Annotated in this window: 24 protein-coding genes and 2 riboswitches; of the genes, 13 read left to right on the top strand and 11 right to left on the bottom strand. The window is 42.4% G+C overall.

Features of this window, described 5'->3' with window-relative positions; translation table 11 throughout:
* The first annotated feature begins 833 nt into the window (after positions 1–833).
* Positions 834–2,804, top strand: a complete 1,971-nt coding sequence (gene ltaS, locus ACIQXR_RS04525) for a lipoteichoic acid synthase (RefSeq protein WP_402870866.1) — start codon at positions 834–836, stop codon at positions 2,802–2,804.
* A 59-nt stretch (positions 2,805–2,863) separates the two neighbouring features.
* Here ltaS and ACIQXR_RS04520 read toward each other — a convergent pair whose 3' ends face one another.
* The 4 genes from ACIQXR_RS04520 to ACIQXR_RS04505 all read right to left on the bottom strand — a co-directional run bounded on the left by ACIQXR_RS04520 (position 2,864) and on the right by ACIQXR_RS04505 (position 6,138).
* Complete coding sequence (locus ACIQXR_RS04520) at positions 2,864–3,484, bottom strand: RraA family protein (protein ID WP_402870869.1); 621 nt, start codon at positions 3,482–3,484, stop codon at positions 2,864–2,866.
* Between the two features lie 161 nt (positions 3,485–3,645).
* Positions 3,646–4,326, bottom strand: a complete 681-nt coding sequence (locus ACIQXR_RS04515; protein WP_402870872.1) for an ABC transporter ATP-binding protein — start codon at positions 4,324–4,326, stop codon at positions 3,646–3,648.
* Positions 4,326–5,447 carry an ABC transporter permease gene (locus ACIQXR_RS04510; RefSeq protein ID WP_402870875.1) on the bottom strand — a complete coding sequence of 374 codons (1,122 nt, stop codon included), beginning with the start codon at positions 5,445–5,447 and terminating at the stop codon, positions 4,326–4,328. The genes ACIQXR_RS04515 and ACIQXR_RS04510 overlap by 1 nt, the downstream gene beginning before the upstream one ends.
* Before the next feature lie 154 nt (positions 5,448–5,601).
* A complete protein-coding gene (locus ACIQXR_RS04505) occupies positions 5,602–6,138 on the bottom strand; it encodes a PadR family transcriptional regulator (protein ID WP_402870878.1) in 537 nt (178 codons plus the stop codon).
* 277 nt (positions 6,139–6,415) lie between these two features.
* Here ACIQXR_RS04505 and ACIQXR_RS04500 point away from each other — a divergent pair, with 277 nt between their 5' ends.
* The 4 genes from ACIQXR_RS04500 (at position 6,416) to ACIQXR_RS04485 (ending at position 9,742) form a co-directional block, all read left to right on the top strand.
* Positions 6,416–6,745 carry a DUF948 domain-containing protein gene (locus tag ACIQXR_RS04500; RefSeq protein WP_402870881.1) on the top strand — a complete coding sequence of 110 codons (330 nt, stop codon included), beginning with the start codon at positions 6,416–6,418 and terminating at the stop codon, positions 6,743–6,745.
* Between the two features lie 45 nt (positions 6,746–6,790).
* Positions 6,791–6,891, top strand: a riboswitch (guanidine-I (ykkC/yxkD leader).
* A gap of 46 nt (positions 6,892–6,937) precedes the next feature.
* Positions 6,938–7,258, top strand: coding sequence for a quaternary ammonium compound efflux SMR transporter SugE (gene sugE / locus ACIQXR_RS04495; RefSeq protein ID WP_402870883.1), 321 nt, complete (start codon positions 6,938–6,940; stop codon positions 7,256–7,258).
* A 53-nt stretch (positions 7,259–7,311) separates the two neighbouring features.
* Positions 7,312–7,872, top strand: coding sequence for a YhcN/YlaJ family sporulation lipoprotein (locus ACIQXR_RS04490; RefSeq protein ID WP_402870886.1), 561 nt, complete (start codon positions 7,312–7,314; stop codon positions 7,870–7,872).
* Positions 7,873–8,059: 187 nt separating this feature from the next.
* On the top strand, positions 8,060–9,742 hold the full coding sequence (locus ACIQXR_RS04485; RefSeq protein WP_402870888.1) for a glycoside hydrolase family 13 protein: 1,683 nt from the start codon (positions 8,060–8,062) through the stop codon (positions 9,740–9,742).
* A 47-nt stretch (positions 9,743–9,789) separates the two neighbouring features.
* On the opposite strand, the gene ACIQXR_RS04480 is transcribed toward ACIQXR_RS04485, so the two are convergent.
* The 4 genes from ACIQXR_RS04480 to ACIQXR_RS04465 all read right to left on the bottom strand — a co-directional run bounded on the left by ACIQXR_RS04480 (position 9,790) and on the right by ACIQXR_RS04465 (position 13,464).
* Entirely contained in the window at positions 9,790–11,241 is a 1,452-nt protein-coding gene (locus tag ACIQXR_RS04480; protein WP_402870890.1) for an amino acid permease, read from the bottom strand.
* A gap of 97 nt (positions 11,242–11,338) precedes the next feature.
* A riboswitch (Lysine riboswitch) is annotated at positions 11,339–11,521 on the bottom strand.
* Positions 11,522–11,751: 230 nt separating this feature from the next.
* Complete coding sequence (locus tag ACIQXR_RS04475; RefSeq protein ID WP_402870893.1) at positions 11,752–12,714, bottom strand: LacI family DNA-binding transcriptional regulator; 963 nt, start codon at positions 12,712–12,714, stop codon at positions 11,752–11,754.
* A 247-nt stretch (positions 12,715–12,961) separates the two neighbouring features.
* On the bottom strand, positions 12,962–13,261 hold the full coding sequence (locus tag ACIQXR_RS04470; RefSeq protein WP_402870897.1) for a hypothetical protein: 300 nt from the start codon (positions 13,259–13,261) through the stop codon (positions 12,962–12,964).
* A complete protein-coding gene (locus ACIQXR_RS04465; protein WP_402870900.1) occupies positions 13,261–13,464 on the bottom strand; it encodes a helix-turn-helix transcriptional regulator in 204 nt (67 codons plus the stop codon). Before ACIQXR_RS04465 ends, ACIQXR_RS04470 begins: the two co-directional genes overlap by 1 nt.
* Positions 13,465–13,731: 267 nt before the next feature.
* On the opposite strand from ACIQXR_RS04465, the gene ACIQXR_RS04460 reads away from it, so the two are divergent.
* The 5 genes from ACIQXR_RS04460 (at position 13,732) to rodA (ending at position 18,546) form a co-directional block, all read left to right on the top strand.
* Complete coding sequence (locus tag ACIQXR_RS04460) at positions 13,732–14,649, top strand: metal ABC transporter solute-binding protein, Zn/Mn family (protein WP_402870902.1); 918 nt, start codon at positions 13,732–13,734, stop codon at positions 14,647–14,649.
* 11 nt (positions 14,650–14,660) lie between these two features.
* Positions 14,661–15,413 carry a metal ABC transporter ATP-binding protein gene (locus ACIQXR_RS04455; RefSeq protein ID WP_402870903.1) on the top strand — a complete coding sequence of 251 codons (753 nt, stop codon included), beginning with the start codon at positions 14,661–14,663 and terminating at the stop codon, positions 15,411–15,413.
* Between the two features lie 10 nt (positions 15,414–15,423).
* The gene (locus tag ACIQXR_RS04450) at positions 15,424–16,347 is read left to right on the top strand and encodes a metal ABC transporter permease (protein ID WP_402870906.1); all 924 of its coding nucleotides are present in this window, start codon (positions 15,424–15,426) and stop codon (positions 16,345–16,347) included.
* Positions 16,344–17,225 carry a metal ABC transporter permease gene (locus ACIQXR_RS04445; protein ID WP_402870908.1) on the top strand — a complete coding sequence of 294 codons (882 nt, stop codon included), beginning with the start codon at positions 16,344–16,346 and terminating at the stop codon, positions 17,223–17,225. Before ACIQXR_RS04450 ends, ACIQXR_RS04445 begins: the two co-directional genes overlap by 4 nt.
* Before the next feature lie 151 nt (positions 17,226–17,376).
* On the top strand, positions 17,377–18,546 hold the full coding sequence (rodA, locus tag ACIQXR_RS04440) for a rod shape-determining protein RodA (RefSeq protein ID WP_402870910.1): 1,170 nt from the start codon (positions 17,377–17,379) through the stop codon (positions 18,544–18,546).
* A 39-nt stretch (positions 18,547–18,585) separates the two neighbouring features.
* Here rodA and ACIQXR_RS04435 read toward each other — a convergent pair whose 3' ends face one another.
* Both ACIQXR_RS04435 and ACIQXR_RS04430 read right to left on the bottom strand, forming a co-directional pair.
* Positions 18,586–18,921: a spore coat protein gene (locus ACIQXR_RS04435; RefSeq protein ID WP_402870912.1), complete on the bottom strand. Its 336-nt coding sequence runs from the start codon at positions 18,919–18,921 to the stop codon at positions 18,586–18,588.
* Positions 18,922–18,934: 13 nt separating this feature from the next.
* Positions 18,935–19,213, bottom strand: a complete 279-nt coding sequence (locus tag ACIQXR_RS04430; RefSeq protein ID WP_402870913.1) for a hypothetical protein — start codon at positions 19,211–19,213, stop codon at positions 18,935–18,937.
* A 153-nt stretch (positions 19,214–19,366) separates the two neighbouring features.
* Between ACIQXR_RS04430 and ACIQXR_RS04425 the strand changes: the two genes are divergently transcribed.
* Positions 19,367–20,281: a proline dehydrogenase family protein gene (locus ACIQXR_RS04425; protein ID WP_402870916.1), complete on the top strand. Its 915-nt coding sequence runs from the start codon at positions 19,367–19,369 to the stop codon at positions 20,279–20,281.
* Between the two features lie 49 nt (positions 20,282–20,330).
* Here ACIQXR_RS04425 and ACIQXR_RS04420 read toward each other — a convergent pair whose 3' ends face one another.
* On the bottom strand, positions 20,331–20,462 hold the full coding sequence (locus tag ACIQXR_RS04420; protein WP_402870919.1) for a YuzL family protein: 132 nt from the start codon (positions 20,460–20,462) through the stop codon (positions 20,331–20,333).
* Positions 20,463–20,672: 210 nt separating this feature from the next.
* Here ACIQXR_RS04420 and ACIQXR_RS04415 point away from each other — a divergent pair, with 210 nt between their 5' ends.
* On the top strand, positions 20,673–23,057 hold the full coding sequence (locus tag ACIQXR_RS04415; RefSeq protein WP_402990025.1) for a 3-hydroxyacyl-CoA dehydrogenase/enoyl-CoA hydratase family protein: 2,385 nt from the start codon (positions 20,673–20,675) through the stop codon (positions 23,055–23,057).
* A gap of 77 nt (positions 23,058–23,134) precedes the next feature.
* A complete protein-coding gene (locus ACIQXR_RS04410; protein ID WP_402870923.1) occupies positions 23,135–24,313 on the top strand; it encodes an acetyl-CoA C-acetyltransferase in 1,179 nt (392 codons plus the stop codon).
* Positions 24,314–24,321 lie beyond the last annotated feature (8 nt).

Genomic DNA, 24,321 nt, shown 5'->3' with positions numbered 1-24,321 from the left:
TCGCAGAGGTGGAAACATACCTTTAAGAAATCAACGAAACAGAGTGCGTAAAATTATTTTTCTTCCTATTATAATGCTCCTCACGGAGTGCTCATGAAAACGAGTAAGATGGTGTGTATCTTACAATAAATCGAAATGAAAAAAATCTCATGCAGGTTACAAAATTATTTTTTTATGGAGAATGAATCATTTTCGAGGACAATCCGTATATATTAAGGAATGTCTTAAGGGAAATTGGAGAACCAGGAAAGAAGGAGAATGGTGTCGATAGAAGACGATATCTTGTGGATAACATTAGCCCGCTCATAATCGTATGAGCCATCTCAAACCGTTACGAAGTGGGGGGAGGAGAAAGGGTTTTGGATCTTCATTGGGCGAAAACTACAGTTGGTTTCAAGATGTCGAATGATCGGACAAGAAAAAAAGGAATTATAGTAAAGGGATGACAAAATAAAACGATGAATTTTCCGATAATTTCCGAAAAGCTGTTTACATATTTTGTAAAGTTGTGGTCTTTTCGTAAGGAGTCGTTTATAATGGTAAAGGCTTAGGAGATTTGAAATCGGGATGGAAATATCATTCGTCGTTGCCAGGAAACATGGGTTATATTTATTGGAATATAACAGGAGCTTCCTATATATTTAAAGGTATAGGTATTGAAACTTTTTTGGATGGGGAATAATGACAGACGAGAAAAAACACGTGACATTTGAAAGTTTTGTGCATTCTTGACTATAGAAGCAAAAGAGTGCTATCATAAGGTTTGCGAATTTCCGTCTTCTGTAAGAAAGTAAAAGTTTACTATATACCACTAGTTTAATAGAGGTGAAAGCATGAAAAATTTCTTGAAAAAAGGCCAGCATTTATTTATAAATAACATACTAGGCTTTTTTGTTGTTGCTATAGTCTTGTTTTGGATAAAAACCTACATTGGTTATCGAATGGAATTCAATTTAGGCCTAGAGAATGGATTACAACAGTTCTTACTTTTCATTAACCCAGTTAGCTCAGCTATCTTGTTTTTCGGCTTGGCATTATTGGTGAGAGGTAAAAAGTCGTTCAAATGGGTTATCAGGTTAAACCTATTGATGTCCTTATGGTTATTCTTTAATATTGTGTATTACCGTTCCTTTACGGATTTCATTACACTACCAACCTTGACGCAAGTGCAAAATGCCGGAGATTTGGGACCGAGTGTTTTAGCATTATTTAAATCTTATGACGTATTTTATTTCCTAGATACGGTTCTTTTAATGGTTCTATATAAATTCAAAGACGTTAAATTGGAAAACGTTAAAGTTAAACGTCGTACAATAGCATTGGTCTACCTTACTGGACTTGTGATTTTCGCTATCAATTTGGGACTGGCTGAAAAAGACCGCCCCCAATTATTATCAAGAACATTTGATCGGAACTACATTGTTAAGTATCTTGGCATGTTCAACTATACTGTATACGATGCCGTTCAAAACACTAAAACGTACGCTCAGCGTGCAACGGCCAACAGCACGGATATTGCAGAAGTCGTCAACTATACAAAAGCGACAAGTGCAGAGCCGAATCCGGAATACTTCGGTAAAGCAAAAGGCAAGAACGTTATTTACTTGCATTTAGAATCAATGCAGAATTTCTTGATCGACTATAAGTTGAATGGAGAAGAGGTTACTCCTTTTCTAAATTCACTTGCACATAATGAGTCGGACTTCATGTATTTTGATAACTTCTTCCATCAGGTTGGTCAAGGAAAGACAGCGGATGCTGAATTCATGCTTGAGAATTCATTGTTCGGTTTACCACAGGGAGCAGCATTCACTACTCAATCGCAAAATACGTATCAAGCAGCACCAGCTATCCTAGGACAAAATGGATACACTTCCGCCGTGTTCCATGGTAACTATAAATCCTTCTGGAACCGGGATAAGATGTATAAGTCACTTGGATTCGATAATTTCTTTGATGCCGCACATTACAATATGGACAACAAAGATGAAGTGTTGAGTTATGGATTAATGGATAAGCCTTTCTTTAAAGAATCGATTCCTATGTTAGAAACGCTTCAACAGCCTTTCTATACAAAGTTCATAACTGTATCCCATCATTTCCCTTATGCCATGGACCAAGAGAAAACAACAATCGAAAAACATACAACAGGGGATGCATCGGTTGATAGTTATTTCCAGACAGCTCGCTATGCTGACGAAGCCCTTAAAGAATTCTTCGATTATCTGAAGGAATCAGGTTTGTATGATAACTCTGTCATCATCATGTATGGTGATCATTACGGTATCTCGGAAAATCATACAGATGCGATGTCAAAAGTGCTTGATAAAGAAGTGGGCACGTTTGAAAATGCTCAGCTACAACGTGTACCATTATTGATTCACGTTCCAGGTGTTGAAGGTGGGGAAATGCACCAATACGGAGGTCAAATCGATCTTCTTCCAACCATGCTTCATTTACTCGGAATAGAATCCAATGATTATGTACAATTCGGTTCAGATCTATTGTCAAAAGATCATAATGAAATTGTACCTTTCCGGAATGGAGACTTCGTATCGCCAGAAGTTACTTCTATCAAAGGAAAATACTATGATTCGAAAACTGGGGAATTGGTCGAGGAAAATGAAGACATCCTCAACTCTAAATCGAGAGTGGAGACCATGCTCAATTTGTCCGACAAAGTCGTGAATGGTGACTTGCTTCGTTTCTATTCACCGAAGGGCTTTGAACCAATCGATCCAGCAGATTACGATTATACGTACAAAGAAGATGAATCGAACCAGGTTGATCCGGATAATAAATAATAATGAAAGAAAGCAGGATGGGAAGCAAATGCTTCCCACCCTGCTTTTTTTTAGGTACGTTAAGACTTTGAAGTCATCATGGCAATGTACTTTTTGATTTCTTCGGGATTTCCGGCGTATTTTTCGGCACGCTGTTCATCTTTAAGTAGTTTATCTTTTGCCTTTTTTAAAATTTCCTCACCTTTTGACTGAGGGACGACGACTACTCCATCCATGTCCCCAATAACCAAGTCCCCTGGGTTTACGGTGACTCCACCACAGGAAATGGGCAAATTGGTCTCTCCCACTCCATATTTTCCACTTGAGGCAACGGTGGTGCCTTTGCTGAATACAGGAAAATCAAGTTCCTTAATAGCACCGAGATCACGTATCACTCCATCAACCACGAGTGCCCCAATTTGCATCGTCTTCATCATGCCAATGACGAAGTCACCAGCAATGGCCCGGTATGTATCTCCTTTACTGTCGACCACCAATATATCCCCTGGACGTGCCTCGCCGATTGCTTTTAACACGGCTGAGTTATCACCAACGGGTAATTGAACCGTATATGCCCGGCCGGCAAACCTATACCCTTCCTTTAAGGGCTTAATGCCTGAATCTACGTTGTTCATGCCCTCCATTGCATCTGAAATGGCCGTGGTAGGAATCTCTTTGAATTGTTGAATTAAATGATCCATATTCTTCATCCTCCTCATTTTAAAAAGACACCTTCATTATACATGTTATTTTAATTTTCTGATAACTAAATCCGGCTAGGTCCCAGAGGATTTCGCTAGTCGACCTGCTCACATTATTCCATTAGTAAAGCCCATCCTTATACAAGGATGGGCTTTATATATCAGTTGGAGACGAGTGATAATTGACCGTCTTCCATCTTATACACTTTATCGCAATATTGTAGCATGCGTTCATCATGGGTTACCATGATGGCTGCTTTCTTCCGTGACTTAACTTCTTTGGCGATAAGTTGGACGACTTCATGTCCTCGTTTGGAATCAAGGCTTGCAGTTGGTTCATCTGCAAGTATGATATTGGGTTGGTTCATGAAGGCTCTGGCGATGGCTGTCCGCTGGCGTTCTCCACCTGATAACTCGTTTGGAAACTTACTCATTTTACTTCCTAGACCTAAGTCAGTGAGTAGACTTTTAGCAAATGCTTTATCTTGCTTTGTGATCTTGCCTGCCATTTTTTTCACGACAAGTAATTGGTCAAGTACCGTTAAATACGGTATGAGGTTCGATGTTTGTAAGATAAAACCGATATCGTTCAAACGGACATTGGCCAGTTCTTTCGCATTGAGGCCACCTAGATCCTTACCATTCAGGCTGACTGCACCTGCAGAAGCTTGAAGGAGGGCTCCTGCTATGGAAAGGAAGGTACTTTTACCAGAACCGGATGGGCCAATGACGGCCACAAATTCCCCTTGTTCGACGGATAAAGAAACATCTTGAAGGGCCGCTATCTTATGGCCACCCTCTTCGTAAAATTTCGATACATGTTCAAGTTGTAATCCAGTCATTATTCTGCCCTCCCAATAGCTTGCAATGGATCGATTTTCGTGATTTTACGAACTGAAATCCATGAACTTACAACGGATATGATAAGTAAAATTATGCTGTAGATAATCACTAACTTCGTATCCAGTTCAAATGGCATGCCTGCTGGTAAGATAAGTGCCGTACCATATGTTAAGAGGATACCTACGATTATACTGATAAGTGATAATAGGAACACTTGGGAAACAATCGCTTTACCAAGGAACCCATTGCTTGCTCCAATCGCTTTCATGATGCCAAATTGGTTGGATTTTTGTAGCGTTAGTACATAGAAGAATACACCTAGGACGAAAGCTGAAATCGCAAGAAGGAAGACAAGCATCATAACGATTGTCCCATTTTCTTCCACGTAACCTGGCATACCTTGAACCGCTTGGGATTTAGTAACGATATCATAACCCTTGAATTCTTTATTTATGGAATCAACGTCAATATCTTTGCCTTGAAGCATAATGGCGTTAACAGGTTCATTGACTCCATTATCGGAACCAGGAGCTGCATAGTGAATGCTCCGCCACTTATCAAGTGTTGTAAAGACGGATGTCACATGGTTGTATGTTTGATTTTCTGTAAATCCAACAATCGTAACTTTCTCTGTCGTTCCTTCCAATTCCAAGGTATCGCCAAGCTTAAAGCCTTCTTCCTTGAATGAATCATTTACGACAACATCTTTGGGACGATCTTTAGATAGAGCATGTCCTTCGATGATTTCAGGCTCCAGGAAGCTACCGGGTTCTATCGCAAGCAAGGCGATATCCGTTTTTTCCTCCGTTGCGTCAGTATCCCCTTTTAAAACAGTTGCCATTGAATGTCCCATGGGAGATACAGCTTTGACTTCCGGGAATTCCTTTAGTTCATCTGCAAGATCTCCACTAAACATGGACCGTGTCATCGAGTTTCGGGATCCTTCTTCAAAGACTACATAATCGGCATCCATATTCTTGAAGGATGCGGCACTTAATGTAGAAAGTCCATTGCCAAGTCCTGAAAGGATGAAGACTAGCCAAGATATGAGCACTAGGATGATACCTATCATCATGAATCGGAATTTTCCGTGCTTGAGTTCCTTTAGTGCAAGATACATCGTAACACCTCTTTAGTTTTATAGTGATTAGTCAGTTATGACTATTACTCCTAAAGTATAGTACCGTCTGTATTAATAGTCAAATAGAAATTCCATGCAAACAAAAAACCCCACCGAGTAGGAAGTGCACGCTACTTGGCAAGGGTTTAGACTATCATGTACTTTTCAGTTCTTTCAGCTGATCCTTAAGTGTGAGTACGGTGTTTTTGATGAATTCCGTTTCTGCTTCAAGCATGGCAATCTTATGAGCTACGGCAAAATCGACGCCATGTCCTGAACCGTGTACGGGAGTCTTTTTTAACACGGTAATCAGTTTCGCATTCTCTGTGAGCTTGTTTTCAAGAGCTGGAATGACATTTTCCAAGGGGAGGTGATCAATGAACATCAGGCCGATATCCCCGCTGAACTTTACACTTTCCGCAGAGGAGAGGTTTTGAATGAGCAGCTCGTAGAAATATTGTTTTCCCTTTTCATTAATGGAATACACTTTACGAGGTGGTCTGTTGCCTTCTTGCTCAGTGTGTACCTCAATGTAGCCTTGTTTACTTAATTTATCTAATGTTGCATAAGCGGTTGGCTTCTTCATATCTGTAATGGTACTTAAGTTTCTTTCTATGAATTCATTAATTTGGTAGCCATGTTGACTCTGGGCCATAAGTAATCCAAGTAAAATAAGTGATCGCGTATCCATAATGGGGCCCCTTTCCGATGGTATCTACTCTTATAGTAGCATGTTTTACATCAAATCTATAGCAAGAGTTGGCTTGATAAACGGATGAAGCGAAGCCCATAGTCTTTTCTGAAAAGAGACCAATGGACGAAGCGGGTCTACCGGGGATTGCATCATTCGGTGTTTCTGCTTCGCTTTGTTAAACCCAGGCTTATGAGAAATTACATGTGTACTGTTTTCTAGCGGGTATAATGGGTATAGTAGTGGAAAGAAGAGAAGAAGAAGGAGGAAACGATACGTGATCATTGTATATATTAGTCTGGCCCTCTTTATTGGTTCGATTATTTATTTAGCATTTTTTGCTTTTAAGACATTTAAGGATTCTAAACCAACCATTGATAATGTAAATGAAACTGTTGCGCGCATGCAGGCGAAAACAGATCAGATTAAGTCGGAGACGGATCATCTTGCGGAGACACAGCAGGAAATCACAGAAGATGTTCAATATAAAAAAGAAGCGGTTCAGTATACGGTGGATGCCGCGAAACAAACACCACAACCATTTAAGAATATCTGGCATACTATTAAAGGCGAAAAAAGGACAATGACGAGCAGAAGAAATGGGTAAGAAACGTTTGACCCCCATTAAATCGAAATGATATAGTACAGGTAATTGAAATGTTTCTAGGGTTCCGCGGTCCAAGGCCGGACTGGACCGAGAGAGACGCGCAGAGAAAAACTCTGCGTACACGGAGGGATAAAAGCCCGGGAGGTTATGTTCGTGACCTCCCGGGCTTATTCTGTATTGGAGGAAAATAAGATGGCTTGGATTCAACTCGTTATTGCTGGGTTATTTGAAGTGGTTTGGGCTACAAGTTTGAAATATACGGAAGGCTTCACGAAATTATTTCCTTCTGTCATCACGATTGTAGGCATGATTATTAGTTTTTATTTTCTGTCCTCAGCAATAAAGACGCTACCGATGGGAACGGCGTATGCGATATGGACGGGAATTGGAGCAGTCGGCGCCGTATTGGTGGGCATCATTGCGTTTAACGAACCGAGGGATGCCATACGCCTGGTCTTCGTTGGTTGTATTGTCGTAGGGATTCTCGGGTTGAAAATCACTTCTTCTGAATAATTCCTTCCCTCCTTGCAAATAGTAAGGGAAACCATATGTGAGGAGGGAAAAAAATGAAAAAATACAAAGCGTTAGTGACAACCGCAATGGTGGCTTTATTCATTACAGGATGTTCCGCGAATGAAAATGAAGGAGCAAACGAAAACCTCGGGCTGAATCGGACCAATCAGGATAGAGATTTGAGTCAAACTGGTTATAATCCTACGACGGTGAACGATAGAACGGATACTAAAACTAATAATAATAATAATAATAACGACAACAACAACAACGCTGGTCAAGGTAACAATCAGATGAGGGTAACTGAGAATATTGCTGACCGAATCGAGGAATTGAAGCAAGTAAAAAGAGCAAGAGTTATCGTGATCGATAATGATGCATATGTGGGTGCCGTACTCAGAAAAGGGGAAGACTCCCTTACCACGGAAGTGAAAAACAAAATTGAAGGTGCTGTAAGAAACAGTGATACTTCCATCAATGATGTTCATGTATCGACCAACCCCGATTTTGTAAAGAGGATGGATCAATACGTGAAAGATGTTAAAAGTGGAAAACCGGTTGAAGGGTTTACAGATGAGTTTCAGAATCTTGTACACAGGGTTTTCCCTAGTTAAACTAGCATATATCCATTCATGATCAAGGCTTGTCCGATTGATTTTCAGCTGAAGAGCTTGAAGATAAAGCGGGTGAGCCTTTTTTTAGGTGTAGAAAATATGTTATTGGTAATATTCTGAAGTTTCACTCTTTATAATAGAAAGATTATTGTATAATTATGTAAAGGTTATGGAGGGAGTGGTAGGTATGGAAAAGACGTGGTGGAAAGAGTCGGTTGTTTATCAAGTGTACCCTCGTAGTTTTATGGATAGCAATGGAGATGGAATAGGTGACTTGAAAGGAATCTTACTCAAGCTTGATTACTTACAGGAGCTTGGTGTGGATGTAATTTGGCTTTCTCCCGTATACAAATCACCGAATGATGATAACGGGTATGATATTAGTGATTATCAGTCAATCATGACGGAATTCGGGACGATGGATGATTTTAATCGGCTTTTAAGTGCGGTCCATGAACGGGGAATGAAAATCATGATGGATCTCGTAGTGAATCATACGTCAGATGAACACCCATGGTTCCTGGCTTCTCGTTCCTCCGTGGATGACCCGAAGCGAGATTACTATATTTGGAGACCTGGTAAGGATGGAAAGGAACCGAATAATTGGGAGTCTGTCTTCAAAGGTTCAGCATGGAAATATGATGAGGGAACGGATGAATATTATCTACACTTATTTAGCCAAAAGCAGCCCGATTTGAATTGGGAGAACCCTCAACTTCGTGAGGAAATCTATAGCATGATGAAGTGGTGGCTGGATAAAGGGGTTGATGGATTCCGGATGGATGTCATTAACTTTCTATCGAAGGACCAGCGATACATGGATGGAAACATTTTGGATGGAAAACAGCACGGCGATGGAAGTCCCTATTTCCTGAATGGACCCAGAATTCATGAGTTCTTGCAGGAAGTCAATCAACGCGTCCTTTCTGATTATGATGTGATGACAGTTGGAGAAATGCCCGGTGTTTCACCAGATGACGCGGTACTCTACACAGGGGAGGATCGTGGGGAATTACATATGGTCTTCCAATTTGAACATATGGATATAGGGGGAGGACCGGAAGGAAAATGGAATAATGAAAAATGGGATCTGAGCGATTTAAAAGGGATTCTCTCAAAATGGCAATATGGGTTGGAAGAGGTAGGTTGGAACAGTTTGTACTGGAATAACCATGACCAGCCAAGAGTTGTATCAAGATTCGGAGATGATGGGGAGTATCGGGTGGAAAGTGCGAAGATGCTTGCTGCTTGTCTTCATATGTTAAAGGGGACACCCTATATCTACCAGGGGGAAGAGCTGGGAATGACCAATATCGCTTTTGAAAGCATAGAAGAGTATCGTGACATAGAAACGATGAATTCCTATGAAGAATTAGTGAATACGTATGGATGGTCAAAAGAAAAGATGATGGCTGCCATTCATGCACGTAGTCGAGATAATGCGCGAACACCCATGCAGTGGAATGATGGACGGAATGCGGGATTCACGACAGGAACTCCATGGATCGGCGTGAATGCCAACTACCCGGAAATCAATGCAGAGAAGGCCTATAATGATCATCAATCCATTTTTCATTTTTATAAAAAGCTCATTCAATTACGTAAACAACATGACATTATCGTATATGGTCGTTTTGATTTACTTTGTCCGGATGATGAACAGATTTTTGCCTATACGAGGACGCTAGGTGAGGAAAAGGTGCTTGTGCTATGCAACTTTAAGGGACAAGAAGCGACTTTGACGATACCGACGGCGTTACATTCATTAAAGGCTACCCTGTTGATCGGCAATTATGAGCAGGAGGAAAGCGACACGGTCTCCAGTGAACCGTTGCGTCCATATGAATGCCGTGTCTACCTTTTGAAATAAGAAAAGACCTGAACTTCTCTGTTGAAGAGAGATTCAGGTCCTTTTTTTTATTTCACTTTTAGATCACATTCCTCAAGGGGAATGATTTTGGATTTATGTTTAATTTTATATCCGAGCCAGAGAACGAAGAACAAAAGAAGACCAATGTAGGAAACAAACATGGAGTTCCAATCAATTCCGTCTGTGCTGAAAGCTTGATAGCCTTGTCCAAGGATGATGAAGAGGCAAAGGACAAGCGCAAAAACCGGACCGAACGGAAAGGTTCTTGAACGGTATGGGAGGTCATTTAAATCCAGACCTTGAGCGATATAAGCTTTTCGGAATCGATAGTGGGCAAGGGCAATCCCGACCCATGTGACGAAACCAGCCATACCGGAAGCGTTCAGTAACCAAATATACACGACTCCATCCCCGAAGAAGGAAGCCAAGAAAGCAAGACATCCGACTAAAGAAGTCACGATAAGAGCATTTACAGGTACGCCTCTTTTATCAAGCTTGCCAAGGAACTTCGGTGCTTTTCCGTCACGTGCTAAATCCCATAGCATACGGGTTGAGGCATACATGCCAGAGTTACCAGCTGAAAGTACGGATGTTAAAATGACTGCGTTCATGACAGCAGCGGCAAAGGCAAGGCCTGCGCGTTCAAAAACCAGCGTAAATGGACTGACGGCAACATCTTCACTTAGTAAACGTGCATCCGTGAAAGGAATGATCATTCCTATGACAAAGATTGCTAGGATATAGAATAAGATAATGCGCCAAAAAACGGATTTGATCGCCCTAGGGATGTTTTTCTCAGGATCTTCACTTTCTCCAGCGGTTACTCCAAGCAATTCCGTTCCTTGGAAGGAGAAGCCAGCTGCCATGAAGACTCCTAGAATGGTAAAGAAGCCTCCATTAAATGGCCCATCACCCATGGTGAAATTAGAAAAACCAATCGGATCATTTCCGCCCATGATGCCAAAAATGATTAAAAAACCAGTAATTAAGAAGATAATGACGGTCACGATTTTAATCATTGCAAACCAATATTCGGCTTCGCCAAAGCCCTTAACGGACATATAGTTAATTAAGAACATGATGAGTAATGCAACGGCACTCCAAATGAATGATGGAGTATCCGGGAACCAAAATTTCATGATCAGGACAACGGCCGCCAATTCAGCTGCTATTGTGATGGCCCAGTTATACCAATAATTCCACCCAATCGCAAAACCGAAAGAGGGATCGACGAATTTGGATGCATAAACGCGGAACGAACCGGCAACTGGCATATAAGCAGCCATCTCGGCAAGGCTTGTCATTAAATAAAAAACCATGGCGCCAATTACCGCATAAGCAACTAATGCACCACCGGGGCCAGCCGTATGAATGGCACCACCACTCGCTAAAAATAGTCCGGTGCCGATTGTTCCACCTAGAGATATCATCATAAGGTGCCTAGCTTTCAGACTCCTTTTCAGTTCAGTAGGATTTGAATTTTGTTGTTGATTTTTCAATTGATGTTACACTCCTTTTTATGGGAAGGGGACGGAATATAAAAAAAACAGCAGTCGAAAAAGATCGACGGCTGTATATAGATACCCGTTTAATCCTTCCGAAGATAGCTCCCCACGTTTTATGAAAACGTGACAGTGATGTTCCTGTTCGAAAACATCGCCAGCCCAGAAATACAAGGAATATTTCTACACTTCGGCAACTTATCCTTTCATACGGAGTCGTCAACTTTCCTGAATCTCGTCCGTGTTACTTTTATAAGCCGCAGCCTCTAACTCATCGGTAAATGAGGAAGTATTCAATTCGTACTGTTAATAACGCGAATTTTAAATGGTGACATACAGTTGGTGAGTCACCGAGTGAAATTTGCTATATTAAAATTATAAAATATTCCTCTAGAGAGCGCAATGTTTATTTTTCAAGTATCTTTTTCCCTAATTAGACATGAATCAAACCATTTCGCGCTCAAATGGATAATATAGGTGAATAATAAAATCAAATAATTCTGACTATTATACACTTTTTCGCGTTATAAGGCTGAAACCTAGCTTTACATGTTTGATCGTGGCGGGATCTTCAAAAAGGTCAACAGCCATTCTCCCAATCGAATCCAAGGGCAGGGATATGGTCGAGATGTCCAGCATTTCGCTGATACTATCGTTATTGAAACCGAGGATAGCGACGTCTTCAGGTATCTTCACTCCCGCTTTTTGGGCGGAAATGATGAAGCCAGCTGCCGTATCATCGTTCGTTATAATGATGGCCTCCGGCTTATCCTGCATGGCGACCCATTCTTGAAAGGCCCTTTCTCCGTCTTTGATATAGTAACTGCCTTCAAAGAGCCATTCCTCTTTACTGATAAAATGATGTTTTTTCATGCTATCTTGAAACGCTTTTATCCGAAGTGAACTATTCCTGCTCTTTTTTCGCCCAAGGCTATAGCCTATTTTCTTATATCCCTTGTTTACCAAGTAGTCGAGGGCTGAGGAAAAGGCGGCATAATGGTCGATGCTGATCGAAGAAAATTCTGACTGCGATGTATCTTCACATAAGATAATCGGACCGTAGACATGATACTCCAAGAGCACTTTCATTTCTGAGATTCTAGAACAGACGATGATGCCATCGAGTTGCTTCATTTGTAACATTTTCAGTGCTTGGATTTCTTTCTCTCTTTCATATTGTGTTTGGAAGATGACAATATGGTAACCAAGGACATTTGCTTGTTTATTAATTCCCTGGATGATTGCTCCGTAATAGGGGTGATTGGTGTATGGAATGATGACGCCAATCAGATGAGTCTTGCCTTTCGAAAGATGGATGGCGTTGATATTTCTCGTATAGTTCAATTGCTCGATGGCCTTTAGTACACTCTTTCTCTTTTCCTCACTTACATAAGGATGGTTATTCATCACGCGAGATACGGTCGTAATCGATACACCTGCATATTCAGCGATTTTTTTTATGTTCGTCATTAGATCACCATTTTTCGTTTTTTACAGTCTACCCTATGAAACCCATTTCAGAGCAAGAGAACGAAAGCATAAAGGGGAAATGCCTTCATGCTGGGACTTGTTCTGGTATGGGTTTCATCCTTTAAGATTAATAAAAGTCTTGAAGGAGGGATGAAGATGTTAACGACTTTGCTTTGTTTGATCGTGCTTTGCGGGATTGAGTTGGGGTTAGCTTATCTAGCAGTAAAATTCGAAGCAAAAAAATGATTTAAAGCTTTGCTTCATAATAAAAAACGGAAATCGCCCATGACCCGAGATGAAGAAGTAAGAGAATACCTAGAACAGGGGCAACAGAGAGTTTTACGCCAAAAAATAATAAGAAGAAAAAGATATAGATCCCAAAAAGGGTGAAAAACCAGCTGGTTGCCCGTGCTTTAGTTCGGATGAGGTCAAATCGTTCATCCAATCCCCGTCGCTTGGCAGCGGCACGGCGACCTCCCCTTAATCCAGCCAGCCCTCCGATGATGCCAAGGGTACTTCCTAAAAAAGCCCACCAGTTAAAATCCATTACATTTCCTCCTCCTCAAATAGAAATATATCCTCAATGGTCAAATCGAACACTTTTGCCAGTTTGTAAGCAAGCTTGATGGATGGATCGAATCTTCCGGATTCTATAGAAATAATCGTCTGCCGGGATACGCCCGTTAGTTCGGATAGCTTTTCTTGTGTAAGTTGATGAGACTTGCGCAAATCCCGTAATTTGTTTTTCAACCCCTCCGGCTCCTTTCTTTAATGTAAAGCTCACTGTACGTAAAGTATACTTTACAAAAGTTGTTTTGTATATATTTTCCTGCATTAAATTTCTTCAGTCCAACATTTAAAAATTTGCACTTTTTACGAATAATTGTGTATAGTATAAAATAAGTTGTATAGAGGAAACATTCTAGCGCGTAGGACAAAATATAACGGATTTTTTTTGGCCTAAATCTTGCCCTTGGTAAACTTTTTTATATAGGGCTATAAAATGGAGGGGAATACATGAAGTTTTTGAAATGGGTTGGAAGCTTGCTTATGGCAGTGGTCATGATATCAGGATGTAGCAATGAACCATCGAATCACGTTCAAGGAAAGCTGAATGTAGTAGCTACGACGGGGATGATTGGGGACTTGGTCGAGAATATCGGCGGTGAACATGTGAAGGTCACAAGTTTAATGGGGCCGGGAGTCGACCCCCACCTATATAAGGCAACGCAGGGGGACGTGAAAACACTTGATTCAGCTGACATGATTTTTTATAACGGTGTGCACCTTGAAGGGAAAATGACGGATATCTTTGAAATGATGAGTAAGGAGAAACCGACGATTGCGGTGACGAAAGACTTTACGGGGGATCAGCTTCATAAGGTCAGTGAAACGGAACATGACCCGCATGTCTGGTTTGATGTAAAGCTTTGGATGGTGGCAGCGGAAGCCGTGAAGGAAGAGCTGATTGCAAATGACCCGGACCATGAAGCTAGTTATCTAGAAAATTATGAAGCCTATGTTATCCAGTTGAAGGAACTTGATGAATATGTCCATGAGGAGATAAATAAGATTCCGGAGAATCAGCGGGTCCTCGTCACGGCACATGATGCTTTTGGGTATTACGGCAAATCATATGGATTGGAAGTGAGAGGGCTTCAGGGGATGAATACTCTATCGGAATATGGTTCGAAGGATGTAACGGATATGCGTGAATATCTTGTGGAAAATGAAATCAAAGCCATTTTCGTGGAATCAAGCGTACCGAAAAAGGCTATCGAAGCGGTCATTCAGGGAGCTGAAAAGCAAGGCCATAGCGTGGAAATAGGCGGCGAGCTGTTCTCGGATGCAATGGGGGAAAAAGGCACGGAAGAAGGAACCTATATCGGAATGGTCCGGCATAATACCGATACGATCGTGAAGGCATTAAAATAGGAGGAAATGGGATGAATTATGCGTTGAAAGTCGAGAATCTGACGATAGCTTATCATAAAAAGCCGGTGGTCGAAGATGTTACATTCGAGGTTCCGGAAGGGAATCTGATTGGTATCATCGGTCCGAATGGGGCGGGGAAATCCACCTTGATCAAGGGGATTCTTGAATTGGTTCCAAGACTAGCCGGGAAAGTCACGATCCATGGTGCTTCTTATAAATCCATGAGGAAGAGTATCGGTTATGTACCACAGCGAGAATCGGTGGACTGGGATTTCCCGACAAATGCACTCGATGTCGTGATGATGGGCAGGTACGGGCACCTGGGCTGGTTGAAGCGTCCCGGGAAGGCTGAACGAATGAAGGCGATGGAATGTCTGGAAAAAGTAGGGATGGTTGAGTATGCTGACCGTCAGATTAGTCAGCTTTCCGGCGGGCAGCAGCAACGGATTTTCCTGGCACGGGCGTTGGCGCAGGAAGCGGACATCTATTTCATGGATGAACCATTTGTGGGCGTTGATGCCGCAACGGAAAAGGCAATCATCCAGCTATTGATGGAGCTGAAAGAAAAAGGGAAGACAGTTCTTGTAGTGCATCATGATTTGTCGACTGTGAAGGAATATTTCGATTGGACGATGTTGCTGAATAAAAAGGTGATGAAGATTGGTCCGACAGAAGAGGTCTTCATTCCTGAGTTTTTGCAGGAGACATATGGAGGACGGTTAGCGATATTATCCGATGCTGAGTCAGGCTTGCTATTGAAATGAGGTGTACACGATGAACGTTCTGGATATACTTGCGGACCCCAACACAAGATGGATATTGCTAGGCACCATGTTCCTTGGCTTAAGCAGTGGAGTCATCGGAAGTTTTGCTTACTTGAGAAAACAATCCCTATTGGGTGACACGCTCGCACATGCGGCCTTGCCTGGGATTTGCGTCGCTTTCATAGTAACAGGGGTGAAGTCGACCTCCTTCTTTCTGATCGGAGCGGCCGTCGCAGGTTTAGTGGCGGTTTTTCTGATTAGCATACTGACGAGGTACAGTAAAATCAAACAGGATGCGGCACTAGGCATCGTATTGACTTCATTCTTTGGATTGGGAATCGTATTGCTGACACAGATCCAGCAGAGTGAATATGGCAACCAAAGCGGACTGGACACTTTTCTGTTCGGGCAAACGGCATCGATGGTGATGTCGGATGTGTATATGATGATGGCCGTTTCCTTTATACTCATTTTCACTTGTACGTTATTTTTCAAGGAATTTAAGCTATTGTCCTTCGATCCTGGATTTGCCAAGGGGATGGGATTGCCGGTCGTATTCCTCGACTATTTCATCATGATGCTGATAGTGGCGGCTGTCGTCATCGGCATTCAGGCGGTAGGAGTGGTGTTGATGGCATCCTTGCTGATTACCCCAGCCGTTTCCGCCAGGTACTGGACGGAGCGGCTGCATATCATGGTCATCCTCTCTGGAATTTTCGGTTTGCTGAGCGGGGTGTCCGGGACATTAATCAGCACGTCGGTCAATAACCTGCCAACAGGCCCTTTGATTGTTTTATCGGCCACGGTCTGGTTTTTCTTTTCCATGCTTTTTGCTCCTAAACGTGGAGTCATCTCCAAGACGTGGAGAAGGGTTTCGGCAAAAAAGATCTATGTAAATGAACAGGAAAAAAGGAAAGGAAGCCATTCAGCATGAACGATTTTTGGATTATCTTAGTCGGGGCGCTTGTAGCGAGTTCCTGCAGTGTACTGGGGTGTTTTTTAATAGTAAGGAAGATGACCTTGATTGGCGATGCAATCAGTCACTCGGTTTTACCCGGCATCGTATTGGCGTTTTTAATAACGGGGTCGCGTGATTCGATTCCCATGCTGATTGGTGCAGCAGCACTCGGTTTACTTACCGTATTCTTAATCCAGCTATTCCAAACATCCGGGGTTCAATCCGACGCAGCGATAGGCATCGTGTTCACTTCCCTATTCGCAGTAGGGATTGTATTGGTCAGTTTATATACACAGCAAATCGATTTTGATCTGGATCATGTCCTGTATGGCGAGATTGCATATACCCCATGGAATATGATGTCAATCGGTGGGGTTATGGCAGGGCCAAAGGCCGTTTGGATTGTAGGAAGTTGTTTCATGATCAATCTTCTCTTACTTTTCCTTTTCTTCAAGCAATTTAAGCTGGTTTCCTTCGATCCCGCACTTGCTGCAGCGATGGGCATACCGGTTATACTTTTTCACTATTTACTGATGGGTCTCGTTTCGCTGACAACTGTGGCGTCGTTTGATAGTGTCGGTTCGATTTTGGTGGTGGGGATGCTCATTATTCCTGCGGCAACGGCCTATTTGCTTTCGGACCGATTAAGTCGGATGATTGTCGTCAGCATCGGGGTCGGGATCTTGAGCTCGGTCATTGGGTATTATTCAGCAACTTTTCTTGATGCTTCCATCTCAGGGTGCATGGTTGGTTCAGCCGCTTTCTTATTCGGCTTGGCTTTCCTTTTTTCACCGATCAACGGGGTGGCCACTAGGTTTATAAAACGAAGAAGGGCGAGGGAAACCCATTTATAGTACATTCCACTTAGAGGCTGCATGATTTTCACTTCATGTGGCCTTTTTGCCATCAAACTATCCTTAGATATAGTTGTGATTTTCTTTGTTTAAAGTATAATGAGTAAGTGTAATTTAAAGAAGCAGGAACCTTTTTAAGGGAGAGTTCATTATGGAAGAACAAAATAAATTTTCATCGCGAATAGATTTTTCTTTGGTCACGATATTATTGTTGTTATGTATTGGTAGTTGTTTGGCCATATACAGTGCGCAGACTACTGGACAATACGAAGAAAACTTCTTAATAAAACAAATATTTTGGTATGCGGTTGGAGTCGGGATTGTTCTGGGAATCATCACGCTGGATTCAGATCAGTTGAAGAAGATATCTTGGTATGCATATGGGTTCGGATTATTGCTATTGTTATTATTGCTTGTCATGCCAGATTCCATTGCGCCCGTACGTAATGGTGCGAAAAGTTGGTTCATCATTAAGCCACTGGGATCGATACAGCCCTCGGAATTCATGAAGGTTTTTCTCATTTTGGCCTTGGCGAATGTCATTTCAAATCATCATCTCAAGAATACGTTGAAAACCATCCAAACCGATCTCTGGCTTCTTGTTAAGATAGGGCTTGTGACGGGAGCTCCGTTGCTGTTGATCATGCAACAGCCGGATTTAGGTACATCGCTTGTTTTAATGTCAATCATGATCGGAATGATCTTCATTTCGGGGATATCATGGAAAATCTTGCTTCCAATCGTGACAGCCGGTCTCGTTGCCGTTTCCACCATCATGTACTTCGTCCTCTGGCATCCGGAATTGCTTGAGAAAATAGGTGTGAAAACGTATCAGTTCGGCCGTATTTATTCATGGCTGGATCCTTATAACTATGCGAGTTCGGAAGGGTATCATTTGACAAAATCCTTGCTGGCCATAGGTTCGGGGCAGACCACAGGTAAGGGCATAGGGTCAAGGGAAGTATATTTACCGGAAAGTCATTCGGATTTCATCTTTAGTATCATCGGGGAAGAATTCGGCTTCATCGGTTCCAGTATCATTATCTCCTTGTTCTTCTTATTGGTTTACCATATTACAAAAACCGGCATGGAAACGCGGAATAATTTCTATACATATATTTGTGTGGGCATCATCAGCATGTTAACGTTTCACGTGTTTCAAAATATCGGAATGACGGTCGGCGTATTACCGATCACCGGAATTCCGCTTCCATTCATCAGTTACGGGGGAAGCTCGCTCATGGGGAATATGATGGCCATGGGCTTGATATTCAGCATAAGGTATCATTATAAAAAGTACATGTTTTCGACGGATATATAAAAAACGCCGGCCATTCACCATGGCCGGCGTTTTTTATAGTTATTGAAGCTTTGAACCGGATGGGAATTGATCTTTATATCCAGAGAACTGCTGGTAGGACTGGCCTAAACTATCAGTTTGTGCCTTTTCCAAGCCATACCATCCTTTTTCGAACATCAGGTTATAAAGTTCCCGTTGCATTTCCTGGGTTTCCTTAGAGACCGAGAAAATATCTTGAAATAAAGCTTGGTTACTCATCTCATGGAGGGCAACTGAATAAGAGTTACAGAAATACTTCTCTGTTGCCAACATATCATTTGTAAAATCGCGATCATTCATTTCTGGCGTCTTGGCAATGGTTGATTCGGGATTTTGGACCTTGTTTTGATTAGGCATCAAGAAACCTCCTTTACTGGAATTGTTGTTGGTTTTGCTGTTGGTTTGGATTTAAGTGGGACAAGATGGTGTCGTAATGACGTTGATGCATCTGTCCACAGCGGGTTAAAGCGTCTATGATTTGAGGATCTTTACATTGTTTCGCGTAAAAGTGTGCTTTTTTAATCGCAATCAAGTTCCAGGAAAGCATATCGGTAAGGTACATACTATCTTTTACAGATACCATTTCGGGTGGCTGTTTCATGAAACCGGTCGTTTGTTGCTGGTTGTTCATCGAGTTTTGTTGTTCCATCATCTTACCTCCTTCATTGTGGTCTGAACGAGATTAATTTCCCCTGTTTTTAATTTTATATTCGAGAAGAGCAAGTGACTGAATATACATGAAGGATATAAGAGCCTAACCCTAACATCTATTTTTCCAAACGGGGATTTGGAGGGAACGCAGATGGAACTAATGAGGAACTTCTTTCTCTACCTATCGAAGAATAAACCATTAATTAAGGCTGCACGGAGATATGGATTGCGTTTTGGGGCAGCCCGCTTTGTTGCCGGAGAAACTTTGGATGAAGCGACCAAGGTCATTGCAGAACTAAATCGGAAAGGGTTATCTGTGACGATAGACTATCTAGGTGAATTCATAGATCATGAGCAGGAAGCAGAAGAGATGGCAAACCAGTGCATCGATGCGATTCGAGCCATTTCCGAGCATGGTCTCGATTCCCAATTATCATTGAAACTTACTTCGATGGGTTTGGATATCTCGGAACATGTTGTCATGAAGAATATGAGAAGGATTTTAGAAGAAGCAAAAGCCGCCCGGGTATTCGTTACGCTAGATATGGAAGATTTTCCGCGCTGTCAGCCAACATTAGAAGTGTTCAAAAAACTAAAAGCTGAATATAATGATCTTGGTACGGTTATACAAGCATATCTTTATCGGACGGAGAAAGATCTCGACGAGTTGAATTTCCTCCATCCGAATCTTCGACTGGTTAAAGGAGCTTATAAAGAGCCAAGTGACATCGCCTTCCCAGAAAAAGAGAAGGTGGATGCAAACTTCAAGAAAATCATTAAAAAGCATCTGCTAAATGGGAACTATACGGCGGTCGCCACCCATGATGATAAAATCATTGATTACACGAAAAACCTCGTCAAGAGACATGGCATCAGCCCGGATCGGTTCGAATTTCAAATGTTATACGGCATCCGGAATGAAAAGCAATTGGAATTAGCTGATGAGGGTTATAAGGTTAGGGTGTATGTTCCATATGGTACGGATTGGTACGGATATTTCATGCGCCGCCTTGCGGAGAGGCCAGCCAATGTTGCCTTCGTTTTAAAGGGGATATGGAAAAGGTAGCAGGTGTAAGAGCCGGCCCGGATAAGGGACGGCTACTCTACTTTGGACTCTATTTTTTAAATTGATTGTTCTGGCTGTTCACCTTATTCTTTCCGTTGTTACGTTCACCGCCAGGACCCGCGTTTCCTTTCACGCTTGCGGCACTTACGGCTCCTTTGGAAGGATTATCTTTATGCTTCATGAGTATACGTCACCTCCTGTTCGTTATTTTCTTCTAAAGAGTGAAAACTAACCAGGGGTTTTACGATAAAAATATTTAATTTTTCCTGTTTAATCATTGCAGAATTTCCAAATTTATTCTATATTAGTAATAAGAATAAATATTCAAAAAATTTTTGGGACAAAAATGAATGAGCATTCATTCAATACATTGTGTAAGGGGGATATGAACTTGGTTCGACAAATACGAAAGGCTGCTGTTCTAGGGTCAGGAGTTATGGGATCAGGGATTGCTGCACACCTTGCTAACATCGGCATTCCGACTTTATTATTGGATATTGTACCTCGTGAACTCACGGAGGACGAGAAGAAAAAAGGTCTTACATTAGAAAATAAACAAGTACGTAACCGCATTAGTCAGACTGCGATTACTAAACTTCTAAAACAAAAACCAGCTCCGTTATCAGCAAAAGGCAATCTGGCCTTGATTGAAGCGGGGAACCTGGAAGATGATATAAGCCGTTTAAATGAAGTAGATTGGGTAATTGAAGTGGTCGTGGAGAGACTTGATGTGAAGCAGAGTGTGTTTGCTCAGGTTGATAAATACCGTAAATCGGGCAGCATCATTTCTTCCAATACATCAGGTATATCAATTGAGGCGATGGCCGAGGGACGTTCTGAAGATTTCCAAAAGCATTTCTTGGGAACTCACTTTTTCAACCCTCCACGCTATTTGAAACTTTTGGAAGTCATTCCTACGAAAGCCACTGCTCCTGAAGTGCTTGAATATATGAAGCAATTTGGTGAAGACGTTCTTGGTAAAGGAGTGGTCGAAGCCAAAGATACACCGAATTTCATCGCCAACCGCATCGGTACGTATGGGCTGCTAGTTACCCTTCGTGAAATGCAAAAAGGCGGGTACAGCGTGGGTGAAGTGGATTCTGTAACAGGTCCATTGATTGGCAGGGCGACGAGCGCAACATTCCGTACGCTTGATGTAGTTGGTCTTGATACTTTTGCACATGTTGCGAAGAACGTATATGACCAGGTTGAAGGAGAGGAAAAGGAAGTTTTCCGCATTCCTGACTTCATGAATAAAATGCTTGAAAACGGTTGGCTTGGAAGTAAATCCGGACAAGGATTTTTCCTGAAAAAAGGCAAGGAAATCCTTGAGCTGAACCCTGAAACACTTGAATACGAACCACGGAAAAAACTGAAAACGCCTTCTATAGAAATGGCGAAACAGGCAAAAGGTCTTTCTAATAAAATGAAAGCGCTTGTTTATAGTGATGACCGTGCTGGCCTCCTGCTTTGGAATGTGTTGAATCCAGCCCTTGTGTATTCTGCACAACTGCTAGGAGACATTGCTGACGATATTGTGGCAATTGACCAGGCAATGAAATGGGGCTTCGGTTGGTCTACAGGACCTTTCGAAACGTGGGACGCAATTGGTGTCGAAAAATCAGTAGCACGCTTAGAACAAGAAGGTGTCACTGTTCCTCAATGGGTGAAGGAAATGCTGGAAAAAGGCATCACTTCATTCTATAAAGAAGAAAATGGTGTAGTTTCCTACTATCACAATGGTGAATATAAGGAACTTCTTGAGAATCCAAAGGTGATCAACCTGAAAGCGATCAAGAAGCAAAAAGGCGTAATCAAGAAAAACAGTGGTGCAAGTTTGATTGATATTGGCGACGGTGTCGTACTTCTTGAGTTCACGTCACCGAACAATGCAATTGGTCTTGATATCATGCAGATGATCAATGCGGCTGTTGATGAGGCTGAAGCAAATTATAAAGGCTTGGTCATTGGAAACCAAGGCAAAAACTTCTGTGTAGGTGCCAATATCGCCATGATGTTGATGGAAGCCCAGGATGACAATATATTCGAATTGGATATGGTGATCAGCCAATTCCAAAAAGCGATGTTGAAAATTAAATATAGTGCGGTCCCTGTTGTCGTAGCGCCATTCAATATGACGCTTGGCGGAGGTGCAGAAGTTTCCCTTCCTGCCGCACGCATTCAGGCGACTACGGAAACGTATATGGGTCTAGTGGAAGCTGGCGTTGGCTTAATACCTGGTGGTGGCGGAACCAAAGAACTTTATGTGAAAACATTGAAGAGCATGCCAAAAGGCGTCGACTTTGATTTGCAGAAGGTAGCGAATCGGGTATTTGAAACGGTTGCCATGGCTAAGGTTTCTACTTCTGCCGAAGAGGCGCGGGAAAATAATTTCCTTGGTGCTTCCGATCGAATCAGTGTGAATTCCGACCATCAGTTATATGATGCGAAGCAGTCAGTCATTTCGATGTATGACCAAGGTTACACAGCACCAACCCGCACGAAAATCCCTGTGGTTGGTGAGACCGGTTATGCCGCACTTCTTTTAGGGGCAGAAGCGATGCGTCTTTCAGGCTTCCTCTCCGAGCATGACCTAGTCATCGCTAAAGAGCTTGCGTATGTCCTGGCTGGTGGGAAACTTCCATTCGGTACAGAAGTAGATGAACAATATATCCTGGACCTAGAAAAACAAGCATTCTTAAAATTGATTTCAACACCGAAATCACAACAAAGGATGCAACACATGCTTGTTAAGGGAAAACCACTTCGTAACTAATTGATCGTCCAAAGATAGAGTCAAATAACTAAAGTTCAATAGGTTGATAGCTTAAAAATGAAGTAAGGGGGATCCTCATGAAAGAAGCAGTAATAGTAGCTGGAGCAAGGACTCCGGTAGGAAGAGCAAAAAAAGGTTCTCTTGCTAACGTTCGTCCAGATGATTTAGGGGCTCTTGTTGTAAAGGAAACGTTGAAGCGTGCTGGAAATTATGAAGGCAATATCGATGATTTGATCATCGGCTGTGCGATGCCAGAGGCAGAGCAAGGCCTGAATATGGCAAGGAATATCGGAGCATTGGCTGGCTTGCCATACACGGTGCCGGCCATTACCATCAATCGTTACTGTTCGAGTGGTTTGCAAAGCATTGCATATGGAGCGGAACGAATCATGCTCGGCCAAAGCGATACGGTCATCGCAGGTGGCGCAGAATCTATGAGTCTAGTGCCTATGATGGGCCATGTTACCCGTCCGAACGCACATCTTGCTGAAACGGCGCCTGAGTATTACATGGGTATGGGGCACACAGCCGAAGCTGTAGCGAATAAATATGGGATTTCCCGTGATGACCAAGATGCATTTGCTGTACGCAGCCATCAAAGAGCGGCGAAGGCCATTGCAGAAGGGAAATTCTCTGATGAAATCGTTCCGGTAGACGTAACTCTCCGTTCTGTAGGTCCGGATTTGAAACTGCAGGAAAAGAAATTTCAATTCACTCAAGATGAAGGCGTCCGTGAGGGGACGACAGTCGAAGTCCTTAAAAAGCTAAGACCGGCATTTTCTGTAACTGGATCCGTTACCGCAGGAAATTCATCGCAAACAAGTGATGGAGCTGCTGCCGTCATGGTGATGGAGGGAGAGAAAGCTTCCTCTTTAGGCATGAAGCCAATTGGTAAGTTCCGTTCCTTTGCGGTAGCGGGAGTTCCGCCTGAAATCATGGGGATCGGCCCAATCGCTGCGATTCCTAAAGCATTAAAACTTGCAGGGCTTGAGCTATCTGATATTGGTTTGTTTGAATTGAATGAGGCGTTCGCTTCTCAATCCATTCAAATCATCCGGGAGCTTGGCTTGAACGAAGAGATTGTCAACGTCAATGGAGGGGCCATCGCCCTTGGTCATCCACTTGGCTGTTCGGGTGCCAAATTGACCCTAAGCCTGCTTCATGAGATGAAACGCAGAAACCAACAATTCGGAGTCGTCACCATGTGTATCGGCGGCGGTATGGGTGCTGCCGGAGTATTCGAATTATTAGCATAGAACCTTTT

It is taken from the genome of Peribacillus sp. NPDC097224 (genome assembly GCF_044761985.1).
Classification (GTDB): Bacteria; Bacillota; Bacilli; order Bacillales; family DSM-1321; genus Peribacillus.
The sequence above is the reverse complement of the archived record's forward strand: the minus strand, read 5'-3'. Positions and strand labels throughout refer to the sequence as shown.

Bases quoted from the DNA above. Each gene is read 5' to 3' on its own strand.
- ACIQXR_RS04515 (WP_402870872.1), bottom strand. From the start codon at position 4,326: ATGACTGGATTACAACTTGAACATGTATCGAAATTTTACGAAGAGGGT.
- ltaS (WP_402870866.1), top strand. From the start codon at position 834: ATGAAAAATTTCTTGAAAAAAGGCCAGCATTTATTTATAAATAACATA.
- ACIQXR_RS04455 (WP_402870903.1), top strand. From the start codon at position 14,661: ATGAATTATGCGTTGAAAGTCGAGAATCTGACGATAGCTTATCATAAA.
- ACIQXR_RS04520 (WP_402870869.1), bottom strand. From the start codon at position 3,484: ATGGATCATTTAATTCAACAATTCAAAGAGATTCCTACCACGGCCATT.
- ACIQXR_RS04435 (WP_402870912.1), bottom strand. From the start codon at position 18,921: ATGCCTAATCAAAACAAGGTCCAAAATCCCGAATCAACCATTGCCAAG.
- ACIQXR_RS04430 (WP_402870913.1), bottom strand. From the start codon at position 19,213: ATGGAACAACAAAACTCGATGAACAACCAGCAACAAACGACCGGTTTC.
- ACIQXR_RS04510 (WP_402870875.1), bottom strand. From the start codon at position 5,447: ATGTATCTTGCACTAAAGGAACTCAAGCACGGAAAATTCCGATTCATG.
- ACIQXR_RS04460 (WP_402870902.1), top strand. From the start codon at position 13,732: ATGAAGTTTTTGAAATGGGTTGGAAGCTTGCTTATGGCAGTGGTCATG.
- rodA (WP_402870910.1), top strand. From the start codon at position 17,377: ATGGAAGAACAAAATAAATTTTCATCGCGAATAGATTTTTCTTTGGTC.
- ACIQXR_RS04450 (WP_402870906.1), top strand. From the start codon at position 15,424: ATGAACGTTCTGGATATACTTGCGGACCCCAACACAAGATGGATATTG.
- ACIQXR_RS04445 (WP_402870908.1), top strand. From the start codon at position 16,344: ATGAACGATTTTTGGATTATCTTAGTCGGGGCGCTTGTAGCGAGTTCC.
- sugE (WP_402870883.1), top strand. From the start codon at position 6,938: ATGGCTTGGATTCAACTCGTTATTGCTGGGTTATTTGAAGTGGTTTGG.
- ACIQXR_RS04425 (WP_402870916.1), top strand. From the start codon at position 19,367: ATGGAACTAATGAGGAACTTCTTTCTCTACCTATCGAAGAATAAACCA.
- ACIQXR_RS04485 (WP_402870888.1), top strand. From the start codon at position 8,060: ATGGAAAAGACGTGGTGGAAAGAGTCGGTTGTTTATCAAGTGTACCCT.
- ACIQXR_RS04505 (WP_402870878.1), bottom strand. From the start codon at position 6,138: ATGGATACGCGATCACTTATTTTACTTGGATTACTTATGGCCCAGAGT.
- ACIQXR_RS04475 (WP_402870893.1), bottom strand. From the start codon at position 12,714: ATGACGAACATAAAAAAAATCGCTGAATATGCAGGTGTATCGATTACG.
- ACIQXR_RS04470 (WP_402870897.1), bottom strand. From the start codon at position 13,261: ATGGATTTTAACTGGTGGGCTTTTTTAGGAAGTACCCTTGGCATCATC.
- ACIQXR_RS04410 (WP_402870923.1), top strand. From the start codon at position 23,135: ATGAAAGAAGCAGTAATAGTAGCTGGAGCAAGGACTCCGGTAGGAAGA.
- ACIQXR_RS04420 (WP_402870919.1), bottom strand. From the start codon at position 20,462: ATGAAGCATAAAGATAATCCTTCCAAAGGAGCCGTAAGTGCCGCAAGC.
- ACIQXR_RS04490 (WP_402870886.1), top strand. From the start codon at position 7,312: ATGAAAAAATACAAAGCGTTAGTGACAACCGCAATGGTGGCTTTATTC.